The organism is Bacillus cereus group sp. BceL291 (assembly GCF_051776705.1).
GTDB lineage: Bacteria > Bacillota > Bacilli > Bacillales > Bacillaceae_G > Bacillus_A > Bacillus_A cereus.
The window spans coordinates 15527-38369 of record NZ_JBPWAP010000001.1; the positions used below are offsets into that span (position 1 = coordinate 15527).

The following is a 22843-nucleotide window of genomic DNA, read 5'->3' on the forward strand; positions in this document are numbered from 1 at the left end:
TTTCGTATTTTATTAGATTACTTTCGCTTCTGTATGGAGCAACGATACAAGTTCTTTTACTTGATCTTGCAGCTCGCCTTGTAACACTTTTCCTGCATCTTTCTTAGGAGGCAAATAGATTTCAATTGTTTTTGTCTTTGCTTCCACATCATCTTCTTCTAAATCTAAATCATCTAATTCTAATTCTTCTAGCGGCTTTTTCTTCGCTTTCATAATACCTGGAAGCGATGGGTAACGCGGTTCATTTAAACCTTGCTGTGCTGTTACTAAAACTGGTAATGAAGTTGCAATCACTTCTGTATCACCTTCAACATCACGCTCAATCTTCACATTTGTACCGTCAATTTCAAGTTTTGTAATTGTCGTTACATACGGAATATTTAACGCTTCAGCTACGCGTGGTCCTACTTGTCCAGATGCACCATCAATTGCAACGTTTCCGCCTAAAATTAAATCTGCATCTTTATCTTTTAAATATTCAGCAAGCACTTTTGCTGTCGTGAACTGGTCACCATTTTCTACGTCATCTTCAATATTAATTAATACAGCTTTATCACAGCCCATTGCTAATGCAGTACGAAGTTCTTTCTCACTATCTTCGCCACCGACTGTTACAACTGTAACTTCTCCACCTTGTGCGTCTCTTACTTGAATTGCTTCTTCAATTGCATATTCATCGTAAGGGTTGATGATGAATTCCGCTTCGCCATCGTAAATTGCACCGTTTTTAATTACGATTTTTTCTTCTGTATCAAATGTTCGTTTCATGAGTACGTAGATGTTCATTCCATTTACCCCCTTGTTTTTCAGAAAGATTCTATCAATTTTAATTTTCTGTTAATTTATATTAAAAAAATAATTGAACTACCTGCCACTAAATGAAGGTTTACGCTTTTCTAAAAATGCAGCTACACCTTCTCTTCCATCTTCACTCGTAAATACTTCACCAAAAATCTGTGATTCACGTTGTACACCTTCATAGTAATGAGACGATTTTGTCGTTTGCAATAACTCTAGTACAGCACGAGTTGTTGCTGGACTTTTTCCAGCAATTTGTTTTGCAACTTTAAGCGTATCATCTAAAAGAGATTCTTCAGAGAACAATCCGTTAACAAGTCCCCACTTTAATGCTTCTGCACCAGTAATTGGTGTGCTTGTTAACATCATTTCACAAGCTTTCGCTTTCCCAACATAACGTGGTAAGCGCTGTGTACCTGCAAAGCCAGGAATTAATCCAAGTGTTAATTCAGGTAAACCAAGTTTTGCACTTTCAGTTGCAAAGCGCATGTGGCAAGACATAGCAAACTCAAGGCCGCCGCCCAGTGCCGCTCCATGAATTGCCGCAATAACTGGTTTTGAACATTTTTCAACACGCTCAAACGTAACTTGTCCAAGCTGTGCTAATTCTGTTGCTTGCTTCGCTTCAGTAACAGATGTAAATTCTTTAATATCTGCTCCCGCTGAGAAGAAACGTCCTTCACCATGAATAACAACAACACGAATGTTATCATCCTTTTCCACTTGATCAATTAATTCAGTAACGTCATGCATAACTTGTGAAGACATCGCATTCGCTGGTGCGTGATTTAACGTCGCCACCGCGATATGATCTTCAACTCTTACAGATAGGAATTTCAACATGATCCCTCCCATTATTGACGATAACCACAAGCTGCAATAAGTAGCCCGTGTACCGTTTTTGAAAGTGCGACCAGATCATACTTATGATCGCTCATTACCCAATTGGTCACAACTTCATCCACTGTTCCAAAGATCATTTGTCTTGCCACGCGAACATTTAAATCTGCTTGAAATTCACCTTGTTTTATACCAGTCTCTAAAATCTCATCCATAACTTGTAAGTAGCCTTTTAATACTTCATTTATTTTAAGGCGCAAGTCTTGATTGGACTGCCTCAGCTCTAATTGCGTAACGATAGCAAGAGGATCATTTTGCGACAACAGCAAGAAGTGCGTTTCTACCAACATGAATAACTTCGATACAGCGCTTTCAATTCCTGCTGTTTTTTGACGAATTGTTTCGACAAATTCTCCCATCTTCTCTTGGAATAAGGATATTAATATATCTTCTTTATTTTTAAAATATAAATAAATCGTGCCATCAGCTACCCCAGCTTGCTTTGCGATTTTAGAAACTTGCGCTTGGTGGTACCCATTCTCCGCAATCACAATGACTGCCGCATCAATAATTTGATTGTATTTCGGTCTATTTTTCTTCACTTTACTGTCCCCTTCAAGAAGATGACTGAATGAATAGTCATTCATATTCTTATAATACTGACTATTTAGAAAAGTGTCAATCCTATTTTTTCAAAAAGAAAGGGCCTTAGCCCGTTTGCTCATCCTCATTCTTTCTCTTCTCTTCATCTATTAGAACACGGCGCAAAATTTTCCCTACTGTCGTTTTCGGCAATTCATCTCTAAACTCATATACTTTCGGCACTTTATAAGCCGCTAAATATTTACGTGCAAACTGATTTAATTCTTCCTCAGAGCACTCCGTACCTTCTTTTAACACAACAAATGCTTTAACTGTCTCTCCTCGGTACGGATCTGGAACTCCAATTGTCACTACTTCTTGCACTTTTTCATGCTCATATAATACTTCTTCAACTTCACGAGGATACACATTAAATCCACTCGCAACAATCATATCTTTCTTGCGATCTTTTACATAGAAAAATCCATCTTCATCCATGTAGCCAACATCACCTGTATGGAGCCAGCCATCTTGCAATACAGCCGCTGTTTCCTCTGGCTTATTCCAGTATCCTTTCATAATTTGAGGACCTTTCACTACAATTTCCCCTATTTCTCCTGGCGGTAATGCCTCACCAGTCTCAAGTGACATAATGATTGCTTCTGTATCTGGCCACGGAACTCCAATGCTACCTGGCACTCGCTTTTCCCATAAAAAATTACTATGTGTAACTGGAGAGGATTCTGTTAAACCATATCCCTCTACTAGTTTACCACCTGTAACTGTTTCGAACTTTTCCTGTACTTCTACTGGCAGTGGTGCTGATCCACTAATACAAGCACGAATAGAAGAAATATCGTATTCTTTTAAAAGTGGGCTATTTAAAAGAGCGATATAAATAGTTGGTGCCCCTGGAAATAGTGTCACTTTATGCTTCTTAATCGCTTCAAAAACCATTTTCATATCAAACTTTGGAATAAGGACCATTTTGTATCCTTGCATAACACTCAAATTCATAACAGCCGTCATGCCGTACACGTGGAAAAATGGAAGAACCCCAAGAACGACTTCTTCTCCTTCTTTGCAATTATATAACCATTGAACTCCCATTAACGTGTTAGAGACGAGGTTTTTATGTGTTAACATAACGCCTTTCGGAAATCCGGTTGTTCCTCCTGTGTACTGTAAAAGAGCTAGATCATTTTCAGGATCACAAGGCTCCTCAACATCCGTATTCACTTCTTTTTCTACTGAATTCCAAAGATGAATCGTTTCACTCTCTGATACTTTCACAACTAAATTTGACTGTTTTTTCTGCACAAATGGATACAATAGATTTTTAGGGAATGGTAAAAAGTCCGCAATACGAGTTACGATAATATGCTCAATTTTTGTAGCAGATTGAACATTCGTTACTCTTGGAAACACTAAATCGAGACAAAGAATTACTTTTGCTCCCGAGTCATGAAGCTGATATTCTAATTCTCTCTCTGTATACAGTGGATTTGTTTGTACTACGATACCTCCCGCAAGTAATGTGCCGTAATAACCAATTACAGCTTGCGGACAATTCGGCAACATAATAGCAACTCGATCACCCTTTTCCACACCGAGCTTTTGAAGATAATTTGCAAACCTCTTCACCTTATCATGGAAGTCCGAAAACGTAATATCCTTCCCTAAAAAGTGAAGCGCTTTCTTTTCTGGGTAGCGAGAAGCCATCTGTTCTACATATCTATGAAGCGGCTGAATATCATAAGAAATCGTACTCGGAATTTCCTCTGGATAACTTTTCAACCATGGTTTTTCCATCTTCATTCCCCCTTCAAATACATAAAAATAAATGAATGTTCATTCATGATGGTTATTTTCATTATATTATAGTCACCATAGCGTTACAATCATAATATTCTGACTTTTGTATAACTATGCTTTACTTCATTAACTTCTTATTATATGTAGAAACTCTCTTAATCTTAAAAGAGTAAGAGAGTTATAGTTTAACTTAATCTTATTATCGTTAACACTGCTCCTGGAGTAGTTGTTGATAATGTTGCGACAGCTAACAAACCAAATAATTGCAAGCTAATAGCATCTCCTGCTGCAAGAGTTGTAATGATTGTTGCACTAAATGATGTGGTTGCTACCGCAGGAGCATTAATCGTCCCAGCAAGTGCCCCTCCATTAATTGTAATCCGTGAACTGACTAATAATGAAGCCGTTATATTAATTGTATATGAAATATAATAATTACCAGCATTTGCAACCGTAAATACTGTGTTTCCACCAGAAACAGTAATTCCTGGACCGATGTTTTGATTATTTGGAAGCGGGACATTCGTTCCACCAAGAACTACAGATATCGCTGTTCCCGACGTATTATTTGCAAATGCATATGTCGCCGTGATACTTGTACCTGTTGCTCCGGTTGGACCTGTTGAACCCGTTGATCCTGTTATTCCCGTTGATCCTGTTGCTCCCGTCGATCCTGTTGGACCTGTTGAACCTGTCGCTCCCGTTGGACCTGTTGAACCCGTTGATCCTGTTATTCCCGTTGATCCTGTTATTCCCGTCGCTCCTGTTATTCCTGTCGCTCCGGTTGGACCTGTTGAACCCGTTGATCCCGTTGGACCTGTTGATCCTGTTGCTCCCGTCGATCCTGTTGGACCTGTTGCTCCCGTCGGACCTGTTGCTCCCGTTGATCCTGTTGCTCCCGTCGGACCTGTTGATCCTGTTGAACCCGTTGGATCTGTTGCTCCCGTCGATCCTGTTGGACCTGTTGAACCTGTCGCTCCTATTGGACCTGTTGAACCCGTCGGACCTGTTGAACCTGTTGATCCTGTTGAACCTGTCGCTCCTGTTGAACCCGTTGAACCCGTTGCTCCCGTTGGACCTGTTGCTCCCGTCGGACCTGTTGAACCCGTCGGACCTGTTGAACCCGTTGGACCTGTTGCTCCTATTGGACCTGTTGAACCCGTCGGACCTGTTGAACCCGTTGGACCTGTTGCTCCCGTTGCTCCCGTTGCTCCCGTTGGACCTGTTGAGCCTGTTGAACCCGTTGGACCTGTTGCTCCTGTTGATCCCGTTGATCCCGTTGGACCTGTTACTCCCGTTGAACCTGTCGCTCCCGTTGGACCTGTTGAACCTGTTGAACCTGTCGCTCCCGTTGGACCTGTTGCTCCCGTCGATCCTGTTGAACCTGTTGCTCCCGTTGATCCTGTTGGACCTGTTGCTCCCGTCGGACCTGTTGAACCCGTCGGACCTGTTGAACCCGTTGGACCTGTTGCTCCTATTGGACCTGTTGAACCCGTTGGACCTGTTGCTCCCGTTGATCCTGTTGGACCGGTTGAACCGGTTGAACCGGTTGAACCCGTTGCTCCCGTTGATCCCGTCGCTCCCGTCGGACCTGTTGCTCCCGTTGATCCCGTCGCTCCCGTTGGACCTGTTGCTCCTGTTGATCCCGTTGGACCTGTTACTCCCGTTGAGCCTGTCGCTCCCGTTGGACCTGTTGAACCTGTTGAACCTGTCGCTCCCGTTGGACCTGTTGGACCTGTTGCTCCCGTTGAGCCTGTTGCTCCCGTTGGACCTGTTACTCCCGTTATTCCTGTCGCTCCCGTTGGGCCTGTTGCTCCTGTTATTCCTGTCGCTCCCGTTGGGCCTGTTGCTCCCGTTGAGCCTGTTGAACCTGTTGAACCTGTTGCTCCCGTTGATCCTGTTGGACCTGTTGAACCTGTCGCTCCCGTTGGACCTGTTGAACCTGTCGCTCCCGTTGATCCTGTTGAACCTGTTGATCCTGTTGAACCCGTTGGACCTGTTGGACCAAGCTTAGGGACTGTCCCATCACAACTAAAACAACACGAATCAACATGTACACCATTTTGATTATTACAACTACAATATCCATTTGTATTATTGAGCCATGAAGACATGTTGATTCCTTCCTTCAAATTCAATCTTATAAGTACAAGTAAGAAATTAAAAAACATTTATCAAATCAGACCGAAAGCTTTATTCAGTGGAGATAAATATAGATTTATCCCGTACATTCTAATAATTATTACATGCGATACTATCTCCTTTTGCTTGTACTTTCGCCTCTCTAGTTAAATGAAATTCCTTTTCTAAATTCTTCATACACATATGGATTTTAATCTTACATAACGATATCCGTATAATTCGTTATTTTTCAGCAAAATTTTAAAAATATAATTACGAATAAAAAACTTATTTTGGGAAAGAAGATGAAGAAAATTCTTAGTATTTTCATGGTTGTTCTTCTATTCGCTGTTGAATGCGGACAGCAAAAAAGAGGAGAAAAAGGTAACAACGATAGAAGATAAAAAGCAAACTATAACAATTAAACATACTGAAGGGGAAACAAAATTAGATAAACCGGCGAAAAAAGTTGCTATACTTGGAACACCTTATTTCTTATGGTTGATGAGGAAAAGTGGGAAGAAAGTTAATTAAAAGACGAATTCATATATGTGAAGCCGTCTTTTCCTATTACAGCATAAAATTAATATAAGCTTTGTACATAATATATATAACAAGTGAATACATGATTATATTGAACACAGTTCGTTTTAAAGTTAACTGTCTCTTTAATTTCTTATCCTGTAACCTTAGTTCTATTCCGCTTGCTATTTTCAATCCACCTATTATTTGAAATAGCTCTCTGTAATCATCAGCATTTCCTAACAATGTATATTCTTTATTATTTTTATACTTTATATAAAGAAATTCACTTCCCCCTTTACGGTCTAATATTGTTTTCATATTGTAGCAATGCTTAATTAATTATTTCTTGTGGAACAGGGATTATATTATCTCTCACGAATTTAATCTATGAACAAAAATAGGAGGGATAACTATGTACCAAACAATTGACGGCTTCTTGCAATCATGGACATACGAGGCTGAGTCTACTCAGAAAATGCTTGATTCATTAACCGATGCATCTTTATCACAAGAAATTGCACCTGAACATTGGACCTTAGGAAGAGTTGCTTGGCATATCGTGACGGCAATTCCTGTTATACTATCTGGCACAGGGCTAAAGTTTGAAGGAGCAACGAAAGATTATCCTGTTCCAACTTCTGCAAAAACAATTGCAGATGAATACCGTAAAGTGAACGCGGCTTTTGTTGAAACACTTCAAAGTAAATGGACTGATAAAGACTTAGCTACTATTAATGACTTCTTTGGCCGCCCTATGCCGAATTCTATATTTTTAATGACACTCATTAATCATCAAAATCACCACCGCGGACAAATGACAGTTTTAATGCGCCAAGCTGGCTTAACAGTTCCTGGTGTGTACGGCCCCGCAAAAGAAGAGTGGGCTGCGGCTGGAATGGAAGCTCCTAAAATGTAACGACAAAAAGACAAGTTGTTTACACATCTTGTCTTTTTCTGTAACTTGTTTCATGTGAAACTATTTTTTTAAATGGTTGTTTTATGGAATATATAGGTTAAAATGAATACATATTACGAAGAGGAGTAACCAAATTGAATACAAAAAATAAAAAAATAGCTCTGGGAACTATTTTATTAACTTCTATTATTGGATTTATTAGTGTATCTCTTTATTTCACCTATTATGGTACCCCTTGGGGAAAACAAGCAGCAATTACGGAATCAAAAGAGTATATTACAAAATATTTTAATCTAGATGCAGAAGTCAAAAATACTTCTTACGATGCTAAAATGAATAGCTATGCAATCGCCTTTGAAACAAATAAAGACGGAGAGTTTACTATCGAATATAAAAGTCCTAATAACTTTAATATTTCTCCAGGAGTACAAGCATATTTAAGCAAACACTCCAAATTTACAAAGTAGTAACGAAGCATACATATACAAAAAAGAGTTGGTGTAACGCCAACTCTTTTTTACGTATTCTTGTCATACTGTTAGATCTTCCCTCTCTATATTTTTAATGCCGTAATATGCAATCACAACTCCAATTGCTGCGAGTACTAGTTGAAGGGGAAGTAAAGTTGCTGTAGGAAACTCTGGGTTGCTATTCATTGCAATTGAGACAACGATAAGAGATGAAACAATTGTAGTTGGCACTGAACGTTTACGCATTCCGAAATATAATGGGATTACACTCATCCCCGCAGTTGCAATGCCTAAAGGAACTAGTTTTATTCCTTCTTGCATCAATTGATCTACTGTAAATGAATGAGGAAGAATTGAAAAATAACTATCTATCCCAAAGAAAATTCCTACTACTAAAATGTTAGATACAATAACTGTTATAAATGTTACTATCGCTGTAATAGCCAACTTACTAGCCATCATTTTCTTTCGGTTAATGGGATAAGAAAACATGAGTAGTATTGTCTTATTTTTATATTCGCCAATTATTAACCTTGCGATTAATACACTACCAAAAATAATAAATGTTGCTCTTACTATTGTGCTAGCCATTAACAAAATCATCTGCGGATCTCTTATTTCTGGATCTCCTTCTATTTGAGAAACGATGCTCATAAAGATCAGTAATGCCAGTATAGCAATATTTGCAATAATTGCGCCCCTCACATACCATCCAATCTTAAATTTCTTCAGTTCTAGCTTCATAAGACGTAGCATGATAGTCCTCCTTTCATTTAAAATTTAATCGATATAAATCGCTCCTGTTTTACTTAAAATCTTCACTTCGTTTTTTGCATCACCAATCGTTCCCACTTTTATTTTCTCTGTATTTTTATCTTTCTTAAGTCCTTTTAAATCCACTATTACGTCAGCCGAATTACTTTTAGCCATAAGCTTCAATGATGCCGGGACACCTTTATACCGTACGCCAATATCCCCTGATTTTGTTTCTATAAATAATGATTTTCCTTCTGTCATATCTTTCAGTAATACTTCCCCAAATGTTGAAGTGATGTTCATATTTTCGTTTTTTACATTTTTCACATAATTATCGCCAGTAGTGGAAGTTATATTTACTTCTTGTAATAAACTATCTTTTAACATTAAATCTCCACTTTCGGATGTGAATTCACCCTTCTCTGCCGATAATCCTGTAATCATTTCATCTCCATATTTGCCTTTTGTCACGATGTTTTTTACTACTATATCGGTTATTTTCACATCACCCGATTTATTATTTACTACAAGTTTATCTATTTCTTTCTTCGGAATAGCTATAGATATACTATTTTTCTTCCTAAACGTGAAACCATTAAAAAATCTGTTCATCTTTTGTTTTTGCTTAATCACAATTTTATTTTCATCATTTTCTATTTTGACGGGATCTATCTCTTTATCTGCTTGTTCACCTTGAGCGGAAATTACTATTTTATTAGCGTCTGTATTTTAAAATTCAAGATTCCAGTTTTCATTGTCTACTTCTATTTCTTTTATATTATTTATCTCAAAAGACTTCTCTTTCTTAAAATCTTTCCCCTGAAATACCTTAATACCAAAAACTACACTAGCAATTGTAATGAATAATATTGCAATTACTATCATTTTTTTCACTATTCATACCCCAGTTCGTTTTTGTTTTAAGCTTGCTTCACGCCACATCGATCTTGTCGATTTTACGATATGAAAGATAACTGATGAAAATTCCTAATAAACAGAGCACTATTGGGATAGCTATAAAATTAAACAGACTTACTTGACCGTTTCCAGGACCAAAGTTACTACTAATTAGCATTCCGATTATTACTGCAGAAGTAATTGTTGTGGGTGTCGATTTCTTTCTCATCCCAAAAAATAAAGGAATTAAACTTATACCAGATATCATAAATGCACTTATAAAAGTAGTTGGAACGATAGATATTATTTCACCTATCGTAGCTGGTGTTTCAATCAGTCCCATCATTGGACTCACAAAATATACAAGCAAACTGATACTGAAAGTAGCGATAATCGTGCTCACAAAACAAAAACAAAAAACAATTGTTAATTTCGCTCTCATTAGCATTTTTCGTTGCAATGGGTACATAAATAGTAGTTGCATTGTTTTGTTCTTATACTCATCAATTACTAAACGTGATAAAATGACCGAACTAAAAATAATGAATGTTATCCTAATAAAAGTGTTTATTAAAACCATTTGTTGCGTGAAGTCAAAGAAGAGCACGTCTCCCTCGGCTTTCATTCCCAACGCCATAAGGCTTACTGCAGCGAAAATTGCTATAATACAAATTGCTACCCCTTTAAAGTAACTAGATAATTTATGTTTCTTCCATTCGAGCTTCATTAATCTAAGCATACAAGCCACTCCTCCATTCTTTATATAACTGTCTTTATGCTGCTAACATTCTAATTCCAGCAGTAACGAAGCTTAACATTCCTATTACTATTAGAATTAACAACCATTTCCGCTCAGGTTTTCTATAATATAAAATCCCACTTATGAACATTACGATCAATCCACTTAGTAGATTCACTAACAATCCATTAAGCATGAATGCCCTCTCCATCCATTACATTTAAGAAATATTCTTCTAAGGAACTATGTTTCTTATTAATACTTTCAATTTCCACATCGTTCATAATAAGTGCTTTTGAAATGGCCTGCTGAGACGTTAACGTATCATACACACGAATCATGGTTCCACTCATTATTTTGTAATTTTTTATACCAAGTTTATCTTCTAAAATATAAGCTGCACGTTTCACATCAGGAACAGTGATTTCAATGTACTCTGTTTGTTTTCCGTTAATACTCTTCATTGAAACTTCTTTTATTAGTTTTCCATTTTGAATCACACCAATTGTATCGGCCATTAGTTCCATTTCACCTAAAATATGACTAGAAACTAATAATGTAATGCCATATTCTTTGCAGAGCATTTTAAATAAGTCTCGTAACTCTTTAATACCAATTGGATCTAAACCGTTAATTGGTTCATCTAAAATGAGCAATTCTGGCTTTGTCACGATTGCTCTTGCAATACCGAGTCGTTGTTTCATTCCTAATGAAAAATCTTTTACTTTTTTATTATCTACCCCTTGTAGTTTCACTAAATGTAAAGCATGGTCAATTGCATTTTTATCGTAGTAGCCCATGTATTCACAATGTAGGTCTAAGTTTTCTTTCGCCGTTAATTTATCATAAAAGATTGGGTATTCAATAATTGTCCCCATTCTTTTTAATACTTCATAAGATGTATCTGTTAATTTCTCACCGAAGATTTCAATATCACCACTCGTCGGTTTTATTAAATTTGTAATCATTTTCATAATCGTTGTTTTACCAGCACCGTTTGGTCCTAAAAAACCGTAAATTTCTCCTTTTTTCACATGCATGTTAACACCGGAAATAACTTCTTTCCCTTTAAACACTTTCGTTAACTGGTTTGTTTTTAATATATATGTCATGTTACTTTCCCCTTTCGCAATACTCTATATTTCTATAATAGACAACGGAAATCTCTTTTTTCTTACCCGTTTCTTACAAATTCCTTACGCTGAAAAAAAGCTTGTAGAATCTACTGCTCTACAAGCTAAAACTGTATCTTTGTTAATGCAATTGTAAAAATTGTTTTTTCATACGGTTTACTAGAAAGATGAATTTTTCCGTCCATCGCTTCCACAAGCCGTTTCGTAATCGTTAATCCTAGACCGCTTCCTTGGTACAATCTATTTCTTGAATCTTCAAGTGTGTACATACGCTCAAACACTTTATCAATATGAGATTCATCAATCCCTTTTCCTTTATCCCATACATCTATATACACGCCCGTGTCATCATCTCTTAACGTCATACCGAGTGCCTTTCCATCGTCTCCATATGTAATTGCATTTGATATTAAATTATTCAATACCCTACCTAATACTTCTACATTTCCAAGTGCATATATATTTCTTTCTGGTATATCAATATGAACCTGAAAACCTTTCGTCGTCACTAAATCATAAAATGATAAAATCTTCTCACGGCAAACTTCATTCATATTTACTTTTGTCATTTCAATTGCTTTGTCACCAGATTCTAATTTCGCTAAATCAAAAAACTTATGAATTAATTCCATCACTTCTAGTGTTTTCGTATGCACTTTCTCAAGTAATATTTGTTGTTCTTCTTTATTTATCGTTTTATCCTTATTTAACATTTCTGTATATCCAAGAATAACTGTTAGTGGTGTTTTCAAGTCATGCGAAATATTTGAAAGCATTTTTCTCATCGAAATTTCTACTTTTGCATGATCTGCATTCGTTTTCTGTTTTGCATCTAATAATTGATTAATCGCCACTAATAATTTTTGCAATTCTAGATCATCTGTCATAACGAGTAACGTCTCACCTGTTTTTTCATTTACAATACTTTCTAACTTTTCATATGTGTATCGTAAATTTTTACTACTATTTTTTCTCATTTTATATTGCATATAAATAACACATAACAATATAAAAATAATACCTATTAACAAATTGATCATATTACATCACTTCCAGCTTATAGCCGATGCCCCATAGCGTTTTAATATATTCTGGATTAGATGGATCACTTTCGATTTTCTCACGCAATCTTCTCATATGAACATTAATAACGTTATCGTCACCGTAATACTCTTCATTCCAAACTAACGTATATATTTGCGCTTTCGTAAATACACGATTTTGGTTCTTTACGAATAGCTTTAAAATCTCAAATTCTTTTAAAGTAAGTTTGAGAGGCTTCCCGTTTTTTTCTACAGTAAAATTAATTGGATCAATTGTTAAATCACCAATTTGAATCATTTTTTCTATTGTTTCTGTAGCCGAGTATTTCGTAGACCTCCGAATACCTGCTTTTACACGTGCAGCCAATTCAATCATAGAAAACGGCTTACAAATATAATCATCTGCTCCAAGTCCTAATCCAACAGCTTTATCAACATCTGTATCTTTTGCCGACATCATTAAAATCGGAACTGCACTTTTTTCTCGAATGATTCGTACAACCTCTAAGCCATCTAGCTTTGGCATCATAATGTCAAGGATAATCAAATCAAATGAACCTTTTAAATATGTGTTCACGCCTTCTTCTCCATCAGACGCAATCGTAACTTGAAAGCCTTCCTTTATTAAATACTTTTCCACCATCTCTTGAATTGAGATATCATCTTCAACTAATAAAATATGATGTGACATATGTCTATCCCCTTTTTACAAACGTTAACAATCCAATTGTATCGTAACTACTACAGACTGGAAACAATTATATGAATTTTCAAACCAACTTCCCTTCCTTCCTTAACAATGATATGATGAAATTCACTACGATTGTTCATAATTAACTTTATATAAAGGAGACTTATCATGTCAGAAAACAAAAAAGTAAGCTTAGCTGATTTAATGCGTGAACAACTTGCTAAGAAAAAGCAAGGAAATGGAAATGGTCAAAATGCAAAAAATCAAAGCCAAGAAACAAAAAAATTACAAAACCAACAAACAAAGAAAACAAACAACCAACGTAGACGTACAGGTGTATAAATGAACGGACAAAAACGTTCTAATATCGCCCCCGGTCTTGAAGTTGATATTGTATTAAAACAAGATCAACGAACAGGCAAATTAACACGTGGAATTGTAAAAGATATTTTAACAAACTCCCCTTCCCATCCGCATGGCATTAAAGTGCGATTGCAGGACGGGCAAGTCGGCAGAGTACAAAATATCGTTCAATAAGAAAAGGAGCTCAAGTAAACTCGAGCTCCTTTTCTTTATTAACCTTTAATTTTCTCGATGAAAACTACTTTTAAGTAGTCTCCTTCTTTAAATTGATCAATGGTACGGAAATCTTCTGGTAAAGAATGTTCTTCTAATATTTTATATTTGCCATTCATTTCTTTAAAGGCTGTATCGATAAAGCCTTTAAACTTTTTCATATCGAATGCGCTACAATTTGTAGAAGCAACGATAATACCGTTATTTTCTGTAATAGCAATTGTTTCTTTTAATAAATTTTTATAATCTTTTGCTGCACTAAATGTATATTTTTTTGAGCGTGCAAAGCTTGGAGGATCAAGTACGACCATATCAAATTTCATTTTTTTCTTCGCTGCATATTTGAAGTAAAGAAATACATCTTCTACAATAATATCTTGCGCTTCATAATCAACTTCATTTACACTAAACTGCTCAATCGTTTTACTTAAACTACGATTTGCAAGGTCAACACTCGTCGTTTTACTCGCTCCGCCAAGCGCTGCAAATACAGAGAAAGCACCTGTATAAGAGAACATATTTAACACTGTTCTTCCTTTTGCATATTTATCACGAATTTGTTTTCGAACGTTACGTTGATCTAAAAATACCCCAACCATTGCCCCATCATTTAAATAAACCGCAAAGTTTACACCGTTCTCTTTTACGATAAGTGGGAACTCGCCGCGCTCTCCTGCTACGAAATCATCACCCTCAATATATTTCCCTTTCGTATCAAAACGCTTTTTCTCATAAATACCTTTAAAGTTTGCTACTTTTTGAAGAGCGGCTATAATCTCGCCTCTGAAAGTGTAAATCCCTTCACTATACCAACTTACTACGTAGTAGCCATCATAATAATCGATAATTAGTCCTCCAAGACCATCACCTTCACCATTCACCACACGGAATGCTGTCGTATCACTTGATTTGTAAAATTGCTTTCGTTTATGTAAGGCAGATTTGATTTTACTTTCAAAGAAAGATTGATTAATTTGTTCACTCTCTTTTCTCGTTAAAATCCAGCCGTATCCTTTATTTTGTTTTCCATAATAGCCTTTTCCGATAAATTGGTTCTTCTCATCTACTACTTTAATGATTGTTCCTTCTTCACGAACATCATTTAAATTTTGAATCGCATCTTTTAAAATAAGCGGATATCCACTTTTAATTTCTTTTATAAATTTCGGTTTTATTTTTACAGTTACTTCTGATCGCATATAATAACTTCCTTTCCATTTGCATGCTTTCTCTACAGGAAGCATTTAAAAAACGAGACTGAAAAAACAGCCTCGTTTCACTATACCATATTATTGCTTTGCTAGTACAACTAGCTCATTCTCGCACTTAACCGCCACATATTTACTACGTTTTGAAATGAAAATCTCACTGTCCAAAATAATAGAAAAAAACTTATATATTTCACATTTATCATTGACAATGATAATGATTTTCATTATCATTTAATGTGTATGAGTTCTTGAAAATATAGCTACATTTATAGGAGGAATAAACATGATTATTGTTACAAATACAGCTAAAATTACAAAGGGAAATGGACATAAATTAATTGAGCGTTTTAATAAAGTAGGTAAAGTTGAAACGATGCCAGGCTTTTTAGGTCTAGAAGTTCTTTTAACGCAAAATACAGTTGATTATGATGAAGTAACAATTAGCACTCGCTGGAATGCAAAAGAAGATTTCCAAGGTTGGACAAAGAGCGCTGCATTTAAAGATGCTCACTCACATCAAGGCGGAATGCCAGAATATATTCTTGATAATAAAATTGCTTACTATGATGTAAAAGTTGTACGTATGCCAATGGCTGCAGCACAGTAAAAACAGTCCTTTTTTAAAGTATAGAATATGAGAAGCGTTATCTATCACTTCTCATATTCTATACTTTTTTCTTTAATTTCTTTTTACTAATTTTGCGTGTACAACTAGCCTTCCAGCCTCTGGATCAAGCGCATAATCACAAGTAGAAAGTGTTACGATTTCATCATTAGCCGTCAATTCCGTATCCGTTTTGTACAGTGATTTTTCTTGAATTTCCTTTAAGAACGATGTATATGCTGCATCATTTTCAAAATCCGTTTCAATGTAATAAAAGTCCGTTGTTGTCGTGTATACTGAAAAAACTTCCACGTCGTATCCTTCAAATAATGTATCGTAATATAATTTACGATGAGACATAAAAAAGTCTTCATCCAACATCTTTTTTAAACTACCAAACATAGAACCGTCTTTCATACGATGGCCATATAAAATCGTATTTCGATTTTGAGATTTCACATCATTACGATGGTCCATAAAAATGCTTCCCGCTCTCATATCTTCACCTTTATAATTACGAAATAAATAGTAATCATTATCTTTTGCTTGAACGATTGGATAATTAATTTGTGTATCATCCATCGTAATCCATCCGACTATCTCTGGATTAATTTTCTGGAGATCCTGAAACTGTTTACGTACCTCTCCATCTTCTGATTTTTCTTCCATTGGACTTCTTTTATAAATATGTTGTGCCTCAGCCATTACTTTACGATTTTCATAATAATCCATGAAAATCCCGCCCAACTCATACATTGAATAGAAAAAGATTCCTAAAAACACAATTGTAAGTATGCGTTGAAAAAAAGAATTCTTTTTCCGTCCTTTCTTACTATTCAAATTATCACCTCAAAACGGATTATGCTCATCCTTTAGATTCCCATAGGTACCATGTACAATCCGGTATCTTCATCCTGCTTTACAATGACATCTACACCATATATTGCTTTAACCATTTCTTCTGTTATTACATCATTAGGATTACCTTTCGTAATGATTTCTCCATCTTTCATAACGATAATATGGTCGCTATAACGAATGGCTTGATTAATATCATGTAATACCATTACAATCGTTAGTCCATGCACTTCATTTAACTCTTTCACTAACTCTAATATTTCTAGCTGATAGTAAATATCTAAATATGTGGTCGGCTCATCTAAGAAGAGCATTGGTGTATTTTGAGCTAATGTCATTGCGATCCAAACTCGCTGCCTCTCTCCACCAGATAAAGCATAAATTGGCTTATCACGCTTACTTTGTAAATTCGTACATACTAGCGCACGCTCAATCGCTTCTCTATCTTCATCTGTTTGCGAAGAGAATATATTTTTATATGGCATACGCCCGAAGCTTATTAGCTTTTCCACTGTAATATCTGCTGGAGCCTCATTTTGTTGATGGACAACCGCTAGTTTTCTAGCAAACTCTTTCGGTTTATATTCACTAATCGCTTTCCCATCAAGTATTACTTCTCCACTGCTAGGAGCGTGGTTTCTAGACATGACACTAAGTAATGTTGATTTCCCACATCCATTCGGTCCAATGATTGTTGTAATTTTCCCAATTTCTATTTCACTACTAACAGACTTTAATCGATTTGTTACGTTATCGTATGAAAAGGTTACATTTTTAATTTCCATAAACTTTATCACTCTTTCTAAGCAAGAATATTAAGAATGGACCACCAATAACCGCCATAATTGTTGCTGCTGGAATTTCGTTAGGTGGCACAATTAACCTTCCAATCGTATCTGCCGTCAAAATTAATAACGCCCCTGCAAGAGCAGAAAATGGAATTAATACTTTATGGTCTGAACCGACTAATTGTCTTGAAATATGCGGAACTAGTAATCCTACAAAAGCAATAACACCTGCAATCGCTGTTGATACTGCCGCTAAGAGTACTGCAATGGCAGAAATAATAAGACGAACTCTCGTCACGTGCAAGCCTAAGTTTTTCGCAGTCTTATCTTGTAGCGATAATAAGTTACACCAAGCTCCTACGAACAGAGCAAGAATAAGACCAATCGTTCCATAAGTCACCATTATTTCTACATCGCCCCACGTCTTCATTGTTATGTTAGAAGTCGTCGTTTGCTTAATACTCTTAATAAAATATCCACAAATCGTAACGAATGATTCATTTAATCCAGTAAACATTGCATTAATGGCAATACCAATTAAAATAATGCGAAGCGGGCTTAATCCTGATTTCCATGAAAACGAATAAACGAGATAACATGCAAGCGCACCACCTAAAAAGGCGAATACGGGTGTCCAGAAAAAGAATTGCGGGAACAACGTAATAATAACGAGTGTCATAAAACTTGCTCCTGAAGATATACCGATTACCCCAGCATCAGCGAGTGGATTTTTCATAACAGCTTGAAAAAGCACACCTGAAACAGCGAGAGCCGCTCCAGTGAACAACGCAATAATAATACGCGGAAAACGTAAATCTTTAATGACTTCAACATCTTCATTTCCACCTGTAAATATCCCTTGTACAAGTTCAACAATACCTACTTCTAAACTACCTTTCATCGCTGACAATGATGTCATAACAATAAGCAATGCAGTAACAATGAGGAAACTCCAAGTTTTTTTATTCATTCTACTCTTCCTTTATATTAAAATGCATCACGGATACATCATTTTTTTCAATTCATCTAATGCTTCAATTGCTGCTAAATTACCTGTCGTTCCAAATAAACGCTCTTCTAAATCGTAAACACGGTTATTTTTAACCGCAGCAAAGTGTTTCCAAATATCATTTGTTTTAAATTCTTTATCAAACATTTTTACAACTTCATCAGGCATACCATGAGCTGCTCGTAAAATAATATCTGGATCAGCTTTCTTTAAATACTCTGTATTAGAAGCTAAATATTCTACTTGTTCACCTTGCACAATATTTTTACCACCTAGTTGTTTCACTAAATCTCCAATATAAGAATGCTCTGTTGCTACTAAATAACTTCCCGGCACACCTAATAAAATAAGCACTGTCGGTTCTTTCTTTCCTTTTACTTCTTTTTGAATGCTAGCAACCTTTTTATCTAATTTAGTTACTACTGCTTCGGCCTGTTTTTCACGCCCATATTTCTTACCTAAATCGCTAATAGAACTTTGCATATTTTTCAAACTCGTTAAATCTAAAAAGTTTGCTTTCATACCCACACCATCAAAAACTGGCTTTAATTCATATTCAAGTGTTGTCACAGATAACACTTCTGAAGGCTTTAATGACTTTACCTTTTCCATATCTGGACTCATTGGATTCCCAACTTCAGGTAAACCTTTATATCGCTTCGGTAAAGTTTTAGAACTTGTTGGAACGCCGACTAAATCTACTTCTAACGCATCCATAATTTCAGTAACAGCCACTGTTGTTGCAACAACGTGCTCTTTACTTTCACTCTTTACCTGCTTTGCTGATTCTTTTTTTGGTGATGAGCACCCGGCTATACCCATTAACAAAATGATAGCCATTAGTACACTTGCAATTTTCTTCACTCTCAATCACCACTCCTTTCCATACAATATGAAACAAGTCTTGATGCACGCGAACATGCATCAAGACTCCAAAAATTACAATCTACCTGCTCTATATTTACGAACTAGTAAAGCAAGTGAACCTAGCAGTAACACCATGTATAAACCAAGTTGTGCTGTATCTGCAGTTTTTGAGTTTTTCTCTTTTTTTGAATCATTTTTTGTATCTTCTTTTTTCTTCTGACCATCTGCATTTCGGTTAAAATCAGGAGTACCTACTGTTTTTACATTATCTACTTTCGGTGTAGTCACTGGATTTTTCGGTTCATTTTTCGGTTCCTCTTTAATAGTTCCTAACGCGCCGATATTATTTGTATCAAATTGAATTTGTACATCGTAGAAATGATGGTAGTTCATCTCATCGATGTCTACCTTTACTTTTGCGTTTAATTTTTTAAATAGATCTTCTACTTCAAACTGTACTACTCGCGTATTTGCATTTTTATCTTCGCTTACTACTTTCGCATCAGCGAATAGTTCCTTGTTTTCCGTTTGGAATTTCGTAATCCACGCACTATTTTTCAGCGTCATCTCAATATATTTTTTACCATCTTTTACGATTAATTTCGCTGGATTTACAACATAGTCATTCATCTTTGAAATCTCATCTGTTTTATCTTTTAATACTTTAAATGTAATATCATATTGGCCATCTACTAAATTTTTCGAATCAACTATTACTCTCGGTTTATTATTTTCATCTTGGTTGTTGTTTCCGCCTTGGTTGTCGTTTCCGCCTTGGCTATCTAACGGCTTAATGCTACCTTTATCAAATGCAAATTGAATATCGTAAAAATGGTGATAATTCATTGAATCGATATCTACTTTTACTTTTGCATTTAACTTTTTTGATAAATCTGGTACTTCTACTTCCACTACGCGTGTATCAGCTTTTTTATCTTCACTTATTACATTTGTATCAACAAACGAACCATTTTTCTCAAATTTAAATTTTGTAATCCAAGAACTGTTCGTTAACGTAAATGATACATACTTCTTACCATCTTTTACTTTTAGCACACCTGGACTTTTTGTATATGTGTTCATCATTGAAATTTCGTCTGTTTGATCTTTTAATGCTTTGAAATTGATGCTGTATTCACCATCTTTAATTGTTTCAGCATCTGGTTTTTTATTTTCATCTGGTTTTTCTACTTCCGGTTTTTCTACTTCCGGTTTTTCTGCTTCCGGTTTTTCTGCTTCTGGTTTTTCTGCTTCTGGTTTTTCTACTTCTGGTTGTTTCTCTTCATTTTTAATTTGTTCAAGTTTATCTTGTTCAAATAAAAGTTGTACATCATGCGTTTGCTTATAATTTCTTGATGCCATTTCGATAAATACTTTTGTATTTAGTTTTTTAGATAAATCGTTTACTTCAAACTCTACTACTCTTGTATCTTTTTCCTTATCCTCACTCACTACTTTTGCATCAACAAATGCGCCATCTTTTTCCGTTTGGAAATTTTTAATTAATGAGCTACTTTTTAATGTTACAATTGCTTTTTTCTTACCGTTTTCTACTTTTAATACTCCTGGATTTACCATGTAAGTATTCATCTTAGATTCTTCATCTGTTTGATCTTTTAACACTTTAAATGGAATGCTGTACGCACCATCTGTAATTGTGTTAGAATTTGGTTGTTGATCTGGGTCAGGCTTTTGGTCGGGCTTCTGACTTGGATCCGGTTTTTCATTTGGATCTGGCTTATTAGCTGGGTCCTCTTTTTCATTTGGTTTTTCTACATGAATTGGTGTAATACTATTTTGATCAAATGCAATACGAACGTCGTACTCATGATGATAATTTAAAAAATCAATATCTACTTTTACTTTTGCATTTAATACCTTCTCTACATCTTCTACATCAAATTCTACTACTCTTGTATCTTTTTCTTTATCTTCACTAATTACATTTGTCGCAACTAGCTTACCTGCTTTTTCTGTTTCAAACTTCGTAATCCATGAACTATTCGTTAATGTAAAGGATACTTTCTTTTTCCCATCCTTCACTTTTAAAGTCCCTGGGCTTACTGAATATTGATTCATCATCGATTCTTCATCTGATGTATCTTTTAAAACTTTGAACCCAATTGAATATTCACCGTCAGCCAACTTGGTAGCTGCTTGAACTGCAAGTGGTTGTAATGTTGATACGAATGTAAATATCATTAAAAACATAGCAACAATAATTTTTGTATACCTGTTCAATGGAACGACTCTCCCTTTTGAAAATTATTTAATACTGCTCCCATCAAATACAAAGCGAATATCATATGAAGCATTATAATTAATAATTGGAATATTAATTTTCACCTTTCCATTTAGTTTTTTTGACAAGTCAGCAACTTCAAATTCTACTACTCTAGTATTATCTTTTTTGTTTTCACTTAACACGTTTGTTTCTACAAATTGACCATCTTTTTCTACTTGGAAACTTTTAATAGAAGCACTATCTTTCACTTTAAATGAAACATATTGTTTTCCATTTTTAACTGTTAATGTTGCTGGGCTTTCAAAATAACTATTCATTCTAGACGATTCATCTTTATCGCCTTTCCATACAGTAAAAGCAATATTATATTTTCCATCAGCTAGTTTTGTAGCAGCCTTTGCATCTTGTAAACCTAGTGTTGCGATAAACGTAAATAAAACAGCAAATACAGCAATAATCATTTTAAATTGTTTAAACATATATTCATCACCCTTCAAAAGATTTATTTACTCAACTTCACTTTACGAATTAAGAAAGCACCTGAAATAAGAATTAACGCTACAAACAATCCAATACGTGCTTCATCGCCTGTTTTTGGGTTATCTGTTTTTTCAGCTTTTCCATTTTCATTTTTTGTTTCTTTGTTCACTTCTTTAGCTGTTTCCTTACTCTCTACTTTTGTTTTCTCTTCTTTTACTTGTGTATCTGTTTTCGCTTGATCATTATTTTTTGTTGTAGCAGCTACGCCGTTATCGCCACCTACAGCTTTTACATTTGCATCAAAAGCAAAACGAATTGTGTAGTGGTGGTCATAGTTTGCATTTGGTACAACAACATGAATTTTTACAGCTGCCGGTTTGGATAAATCATCTACTTTAAACTCTACTGTTCTTTTATCTGCCGATTCATCTTTACTAACAACTTTCGCATCAACAAAATTCCCATTCTCTGGTGCTTTAAATTCTGTAATCCAAGCACTATGATTCATCGGAACTTGTACTCTCATCTCACCGTTTTTCACTATTAATTTTGCCGGCTTTTCAAAATAGTCATTTGCCATTGAAGCTGAATCATTTTCCGCTTTTTGAATTACGTAATTAATATCGTAAGTACCATCAGCTAGTTTTGCTGAAGCATTCCCGTATGGCATTACAAGAAAAGCTAGCATACATACGAACGTTATAATAAAAGCGGGTAATACAGAAACCTTTTTCATTTTTCTTGTTTCCTCCTTGGTTATCTTTCATTTCACTTTTTGAAAATGATAATTATTCTCAATTTATAAGAAAAAAATAATCTCTTCTACCTATTATTTAATTAGCATTCTTTTATGTAACATAAGTATTATTGATTATCATT

The 22843-nt window shown here is 35.5% G+C and carries 24 protein-coding genes and 3 pseudogenes; 6 read left to right on the top strand and 21 right to left on the bottom strand.

Annotation, left to right across the window (positions count from 1 at the left end; translation table 11 throughout):
- Window positions 1–12 precede the first annotated feature (12 nt).
- The 5 genes from etfB to ACS2CR_RS00110 form a co-directional block, all read right to left on the bottom strand.
- The gene (gene etfB / locus ACS2CR_RS00090) at window positions 13–786 is read right to left on the bottom strand and encodes an electron transfer flavoprotein subunit beta (protein WP_001029028.1); all 774 of its coding nucleotides are present in this window, start codon (window positions 784–786) and stop codon (window positions 13–15) included.
- Between the two features lie 78 nt (window positions 787–864).
- Entirely contained in the window at window positions 865–1641 is a 777-nt protein-coding gene (locus tag ACS2CR_RS00095) for an enoyl-CoA hydratase (RefSeq protein WP_000911292.1), read from the bottom strand.
- Between the two features lie 11 nt (window positions 1642–1652).
- Window positions 1653–2240 (bottom strand): TetR/AcrR family transcriptional regulator, encoded by a 588-nt coding sequence (locus tag ACS2CR_RS00100; protein WP_000742223.1) that lies wholly within the window; start codon window positions 2238–2240, stop codon window positions 1653–1655.
- Between the two features lie 106 nt (window positions 2241–2346).
- The gene (locus tag ACS2CR_RS00105; RefSeq protein ID WP_000414742.1) at window positions 2347–4032 is read right to left on the bottom strand and encodes a long-chain-fatty-acid--CoA ligase; all 1686 of its coding nucleotides are present in this window, start codon (window positions 4030–4032) and stop codon (window positions 2347–2349) included.
- Window positions 4033–4220: 188 nt separating this feature from the next.
- Window positions 4221–6149 carry a BclA C-terminal domain-containing protein gene (locus tag ACS2CR_RS00110; protein ID WP_153602607.1) on the bottom strand — a complete coding sequence of 643 codons (1929 nt, stop codon included), beginning with the start codon at window positions 6147–6149 and terminating at the stop codon, window positions 4221–4223.
- A gap of 312 nt (window positions 6150–6461) precedes the next feature.
- Between ACS2CR_RS00110 and ACS2CR_RS00115 the strand changes: the two are divergent.
- Window positions 6462–6648, top strand: a pseudogene (locus tag ACS2CR_RS00115) (ABC transporter substrate-binding protein); the annotation flags it as partial.
- A 78-nt stretch (window positions 6649–6726) separates the two neighbouring features.
- On the opposite strand, the pseudogene ACS2CR_RS00120 reads toward ACS2CR_RS00115, so the two are convergent.
- Window positions 6727–7002, bottom strand: a pseudogene (locus ACS2CR_RS00120) (hypothetical protein); the annotation flags it as partial.
- 91 nt (window positions 7003–7093) lie between these two features.
- Between ACS2CR_RS00120 and ACS2CR_RS00125 the strand changes: the two are divergent.
- The gene (locus ACS2CR_RS00125) at window positions 7094–7597 is read left to right on the top strand and encodes a DinB family protein (RefSeq protein WP_058840182.1); all 504 of its coding nucleotides are present in this window, start codon (window positions 7094–7096) and stop codon (window positions 7595–7597) included.
- A gap of 134 nt (window positions 7598–7731) precedes the next feature.
- A complete protein-coding gene (locus ACS2CR_RS00130; RefSeq protein WP_053514517.1) occupies window positions 7732–8064 on the top strand; it encodes a YfjL-like protein in 333 nt (110 codons plus the stop codon).
- A gap of 63 nt (window positions 8065–8127) precedes the next feature.
- Here the strand turns inward: ACS2CR_RS00130 and ACS2CR_RS00135 are convergent, their stop codons facing one another.
- The 7 genes and pseudogenes from ACS2CR_RS00135 to ACS2CR_RS00165 form a co-directional block, all read right to left on the bottom strand.
- Window positions 8128–8823 carry an ABC transporter permease gene (locus ACS2CR_RS00135; RefSeq protein ID WP_053514518.1) on the bottom strand — a complete coding sequence of 232 codons (696 nt, stop codon included), beginning with the start codon at window positions 8821–8823 and terminating at the stop codon, window positions 8128–8130.
- A 24-nt stretch (window positions 8824–8847) separates the two neighbouring features.
- Window positions 8848–9717, bottom strand: a pseudogene (locus ACS2CR_RS00140) (DUF4097 family beta strand repeat-containing protein).
- A gap of 37 nt (window positions 9718–9754) precedes the next feature.
- Window positions 9755–10459 (bottom strand): ABC transporter permease, encoded by a 705-nt coding sequence (locus ACS2CR_RS00145; protein ID WP_000945211.1) that lies wholly within the window; start codon window positions 10457–10459, stop codon window positions 9755–9757.
- Window positions 10460–10493: 34 nt separating this feature from the next.
- Window positions 10494–10655, bottom strand: a complete 162-nt coding sequence (locus tag ACS2CR_RS00150; RefSeq protein WP_000931763.1) for a hypothetical protein — start codon at window positions 10653–10655, stop codon at window positions 10494–10496.
- Window positions 10648–11571 (bottom strand): ABC transporter ATP-binding protein, encoded by a 924-nt coding sequence (locus tag ACS2CR_RS00155; RefSeq protein ID WP_053514519.1) that lies wholly within the window; start codon window positions 11569–11571, stop codon window positions 10648–10650. The genes ACS2CR_RS00150 and ACS2CR_RS00155 overlap by 8 nt, the downstream gene beginning before the upstream one ends.
- Window positions 11572–11696: 125 nt before the next feature.
- Window positions 11697–12632 carry a HAMP domain-containing histidine kinase gene (locus ACS2CR_RS00160; protein WP_000609141.1) on the bottom strand — a complete coding sequence of 312 codons (936 nt, stop codon included), beginning with the start codon at window positions 12630–12632 and terminating at the stop codon, window positions 11697–11699.
- A gap of 1 nt (window position 12633) precedes the next feature.
- Complete coding sequence (locus ACS2CR_RS00165) at window positions 12634–13326, bottom strand: response regulator transcription factor (protein ID WP_000018029.1); 693 nt, start codon at window positions 13324–13326, stop codon at window positions 12634–12636.
- 168 nt (window positions 13327–13494) lie between these two features.
- Here ACS2CR_RS00165 and ACS2CR_RS00170 point away from each other — a divergent pair, with 168 nt between their 5' ends.
- Window positions 13495–13668, top strand: a complete 174-nt coding sequence (locus tag ACS2CR_RS00170) for a hypothetical protein (RefSeq protein ID WP_001293578.1) — start codon at window positions 13495–13497, stop codon at window positions 13666–13668.
- The gene (locus ACS2CR_RS00175) at window positions 13669–13863 is read left to right on the top strand and encodes a YwbE family protein (RefSeq protein WP_001014310.1); all 195 of its coding nucleotides are present in this window, start codon (window positions 13669–13671) and stop codon (window positions 13861–13863) included.
- A 38-nt stretch (window positions 13864–13901) separates the two neighbouring features.
- On the opposite strand, the gene ACS2CR_RS00180 is transcribed toward ACS2CR_RS00175, so the two are convergent.
- A complete protein-coding gene (locus ACS2CR_RS00180) occupies window positions 13902–15101 on the bottom strand; it encodes a class I SAM-dependent rRNA methyltransferase (protein WP_016110767.1) in 1200 nt (399 codons plus the stop codon).
- Between the two features lie 295 nt (window positions 15102–15396).
- Here ACS2CR_RS00180 and isdG point away from each other — a divergent pair, with 295 nt between their 5' ends.
- Window positions 15397–15720: a heme oxygenase gene (gene isdG, locus ACS2CR_RS00185; protein WP_000587818.1), complete on the top strand. Its 324-nt coding sequence runs from the start codon at window positions 15397–15399 to the stop codon at window positions 15718–15720.
- Window positions 15721–15792: 72 nt separating this feature from the next.
- Here the strand turns inward: isdG and srtB are convergent, their stop codons facing one another.
- From srtB to isdC, 7 genes are all read right to left on the bottom strand, one after another.
- The gene (gene srtB, locus ACS2CR_RS00190; RefSeq protein WP_001086122.1) at window positions 15793–16557 is read right to left on the bottom strand and encodes a class B sortase; all 765 of its coding nucleotides are present in this window, start codon (window positions 16555–16557) and stop codon (window positions 15793–15795) included.
- Window positions 16558–16589: 32 nt separating this feature from the next.
- Complete coding sequence (locus tag ACS2CR_RS00195; RefSeq protein ID WP_044306745.1) at window positions 16590–17360, bottom strand: ABC transporter ATP-binding protein; 771 nt, start codon at window positions 17358–17360, stop codon at window positions 16590–16592.
- Window positions 17350–18333, bottom strand: a complete 984-nt coding sequence (locus ACS2CR_RS00200; RefSeq protein WP_016110769.1) for a FecCD family ABC transporter permease — start codon at window positions 18331–18333, stop codon at window positions 17350–17352. The genes ACS2CR_RS00195 and ACS2CR_RS00200 overlap by 11 nt, the downstream gene beginning before the upstream one ends.
- Before the next feature lie 27 nt (window positions 18334–18360).
- Window positions 18361–19242, bottom strand: a complete 882-nt coding sequence (isdE, locus tag ACS2CR_RS00205) for a heme ABC transporter substrate-binding protein IsdE (protein ID WP_002101379.1) — start codon at window positions 19240–19242, stop codon at window positions 18361–18363.
- Between the two features lie 69 nt (window positions 19243–19311).
- The gene (locus ACS2CR_RS00210; RefSeq protein ID WP_284558988.1) at window positions 19312–21480 is read right to left on the bottom strand and encodes an NEAT domain-containing protein; all 2169 of its coding nucleotides are present in this window, start codon (window positions 21478–21480) and stop codon (window positions 19312–19314) included.
- Window positions 21481–21504: 24 nt separating this feature from the next.
- Window positions 21505–21963, bottom strand: a complete 459-nt coding sequence (locus ACS2CR_RS00215) for an NEAT domain-containing protein (protein ID WP_000476163.1) — start codon at window positions 21961–21963, stop codon at window positions 21505–21507.
- A gap of 23 nt (window positions 21964–21986) precedes the next feature.
- The gene (gene isdC / locus ACS2CR_RS00220) at window positions 21987–22700 is read right to left on the bottom strand and encodes a heme uptake protein IsdC (protein WP_000757952.1); all 714 of its coding nucleotides are present in this window, start codon (window positions 22698–22700) and stop codon (window positions 21987–21989) included.
- Window positions 22701–22843: the final 143 nt, after the last annotated feature.

Coding starts and splice junctions, on each gene's coding strand:
- ACS2CR_RS00105 (WP_000414742.1), bottom strand. CDS start 4,032: ATGGAAAAACCATGGTTGAAAAGTTATCCAGAGGAAATTCCGAGTACG.
- ACS2CR_RS00135 (WP_053514518.1), bottom strand. CDS start 8,823: ATGCTACGTCTTATGAAGCTAGAACTGAAGAAATTTAAGATTGGATGG.
- ACS2CR_RS00125 (WP_058840182.1), top strand. CDS start 7,094: ATGTACCAAACAATTGACGGCTTCTTGCAATCATGGACATACGAGGCT.
- ACS2CR_RS00195 (WP_044306745.1), bottom strand. CDS start 17,360: ATGGAAATTAAAAATGTAACCTTTTCATACGATAACGTAACAAATCGA.
- ACS2CR_RS00170 (WP_001293578.1), top strand. CDS start 13,495: ATGTCAGAAAACAAAAAAGTAAGCTTAGCTGATTTAATGCGTGAACAA.
- ACS2CR_RS00155 (WP_053514519.1), bottom strand. CDS start 11,571: ATGACATATATATTAAAAACAAACCAGTTAACGAAAGTGTTTAAAGGG.
- ACS2CR_RS00110 (WP_153602607.1), bottom strand. CDS start 6,149: ATGTCTTCATGGCTCAATAATACAAATGGATATTGTAGTTGTAATAAT.
- ACS2CR_RS00165 (WP_000018029.1), bottom strand. CDS start 13,326: ATGTCACATCATATTTTATTAGTTGAAGATGATATCTCAATTCAAGAG.
- isdG (WP_000587818.1), top strand. CDS start 15,397: ATGATTATTGTTACAAATACAGCTAAAATTACAAAGGGAAATGGACAT.
- isdC (WP_000757952.1), bottom strand. CDS start 22,700: ATGAAAAAGGTTTCTGTATTACCCGCTTTTATTATAACGTTCGTATGT.
- ACS2CR_RS00175 (WP_001014310.1), top strand. CDS start 13,669: ATGAACGGACAAAAACGTTCTAATATCGCCCCCGGTCTTGAAGTTGAT.
- ACS2CR_RS00160 (WP_000609141.1), bottom strand. CDS start 12,632: ATGATCAATTTGTTAATAGGTATTATTTTTATATTGTTATGTGTTATT.
- ACS2CR_RS00145 (WP_000945211.1), bottom strand. CDS start 10,459: ATGCTTAGATTAATGAAGCTCGAATGGAAGAAACATAAATTATCTAGT.
- ACS2CR_RS00215 (WP_000476163.1), bottom strand. CDS start 21,963: ATGTTTAAACAATTTAAAATGATTATTGCTGTATTTGCTGTTTTATTT.
- ACS2CR_RS00150 (WP_000931763.1), bottom strand. CDS start 10,655: ATGCTTAATGGATTGTTAGTGAATCTACTAAGTGGATTGATCGTAATG.
- etfB (WP_001029028.1), bottom strand. CDS start 786: ATGAACATCTACGTACTCATGAAACGAACATTTGATACAGAAGAAAAA.
- ACS2CR_RS00180 (WP_016110767.1), bottom strand. CDS start 15,101: ATGCGATCAGAAGTAACTGTAAAAATAAAACCGAAATTTATAAAAGAA.
- ACS2CR_RS00095 (WP_000911292.1), bottom strand. CDS start 1,641: ATGTTGAAATTCCTATCTGTAAGAGTTGAAGATCATATCGCGGTGGCG.
- ACS2CR_RS00200 (WP_016110769.1), bottom strand. CDS start 18,333: ATGAATAAAAAAACTTGGAGTTTCCTCATTGTTACTGCATTGCTTATT.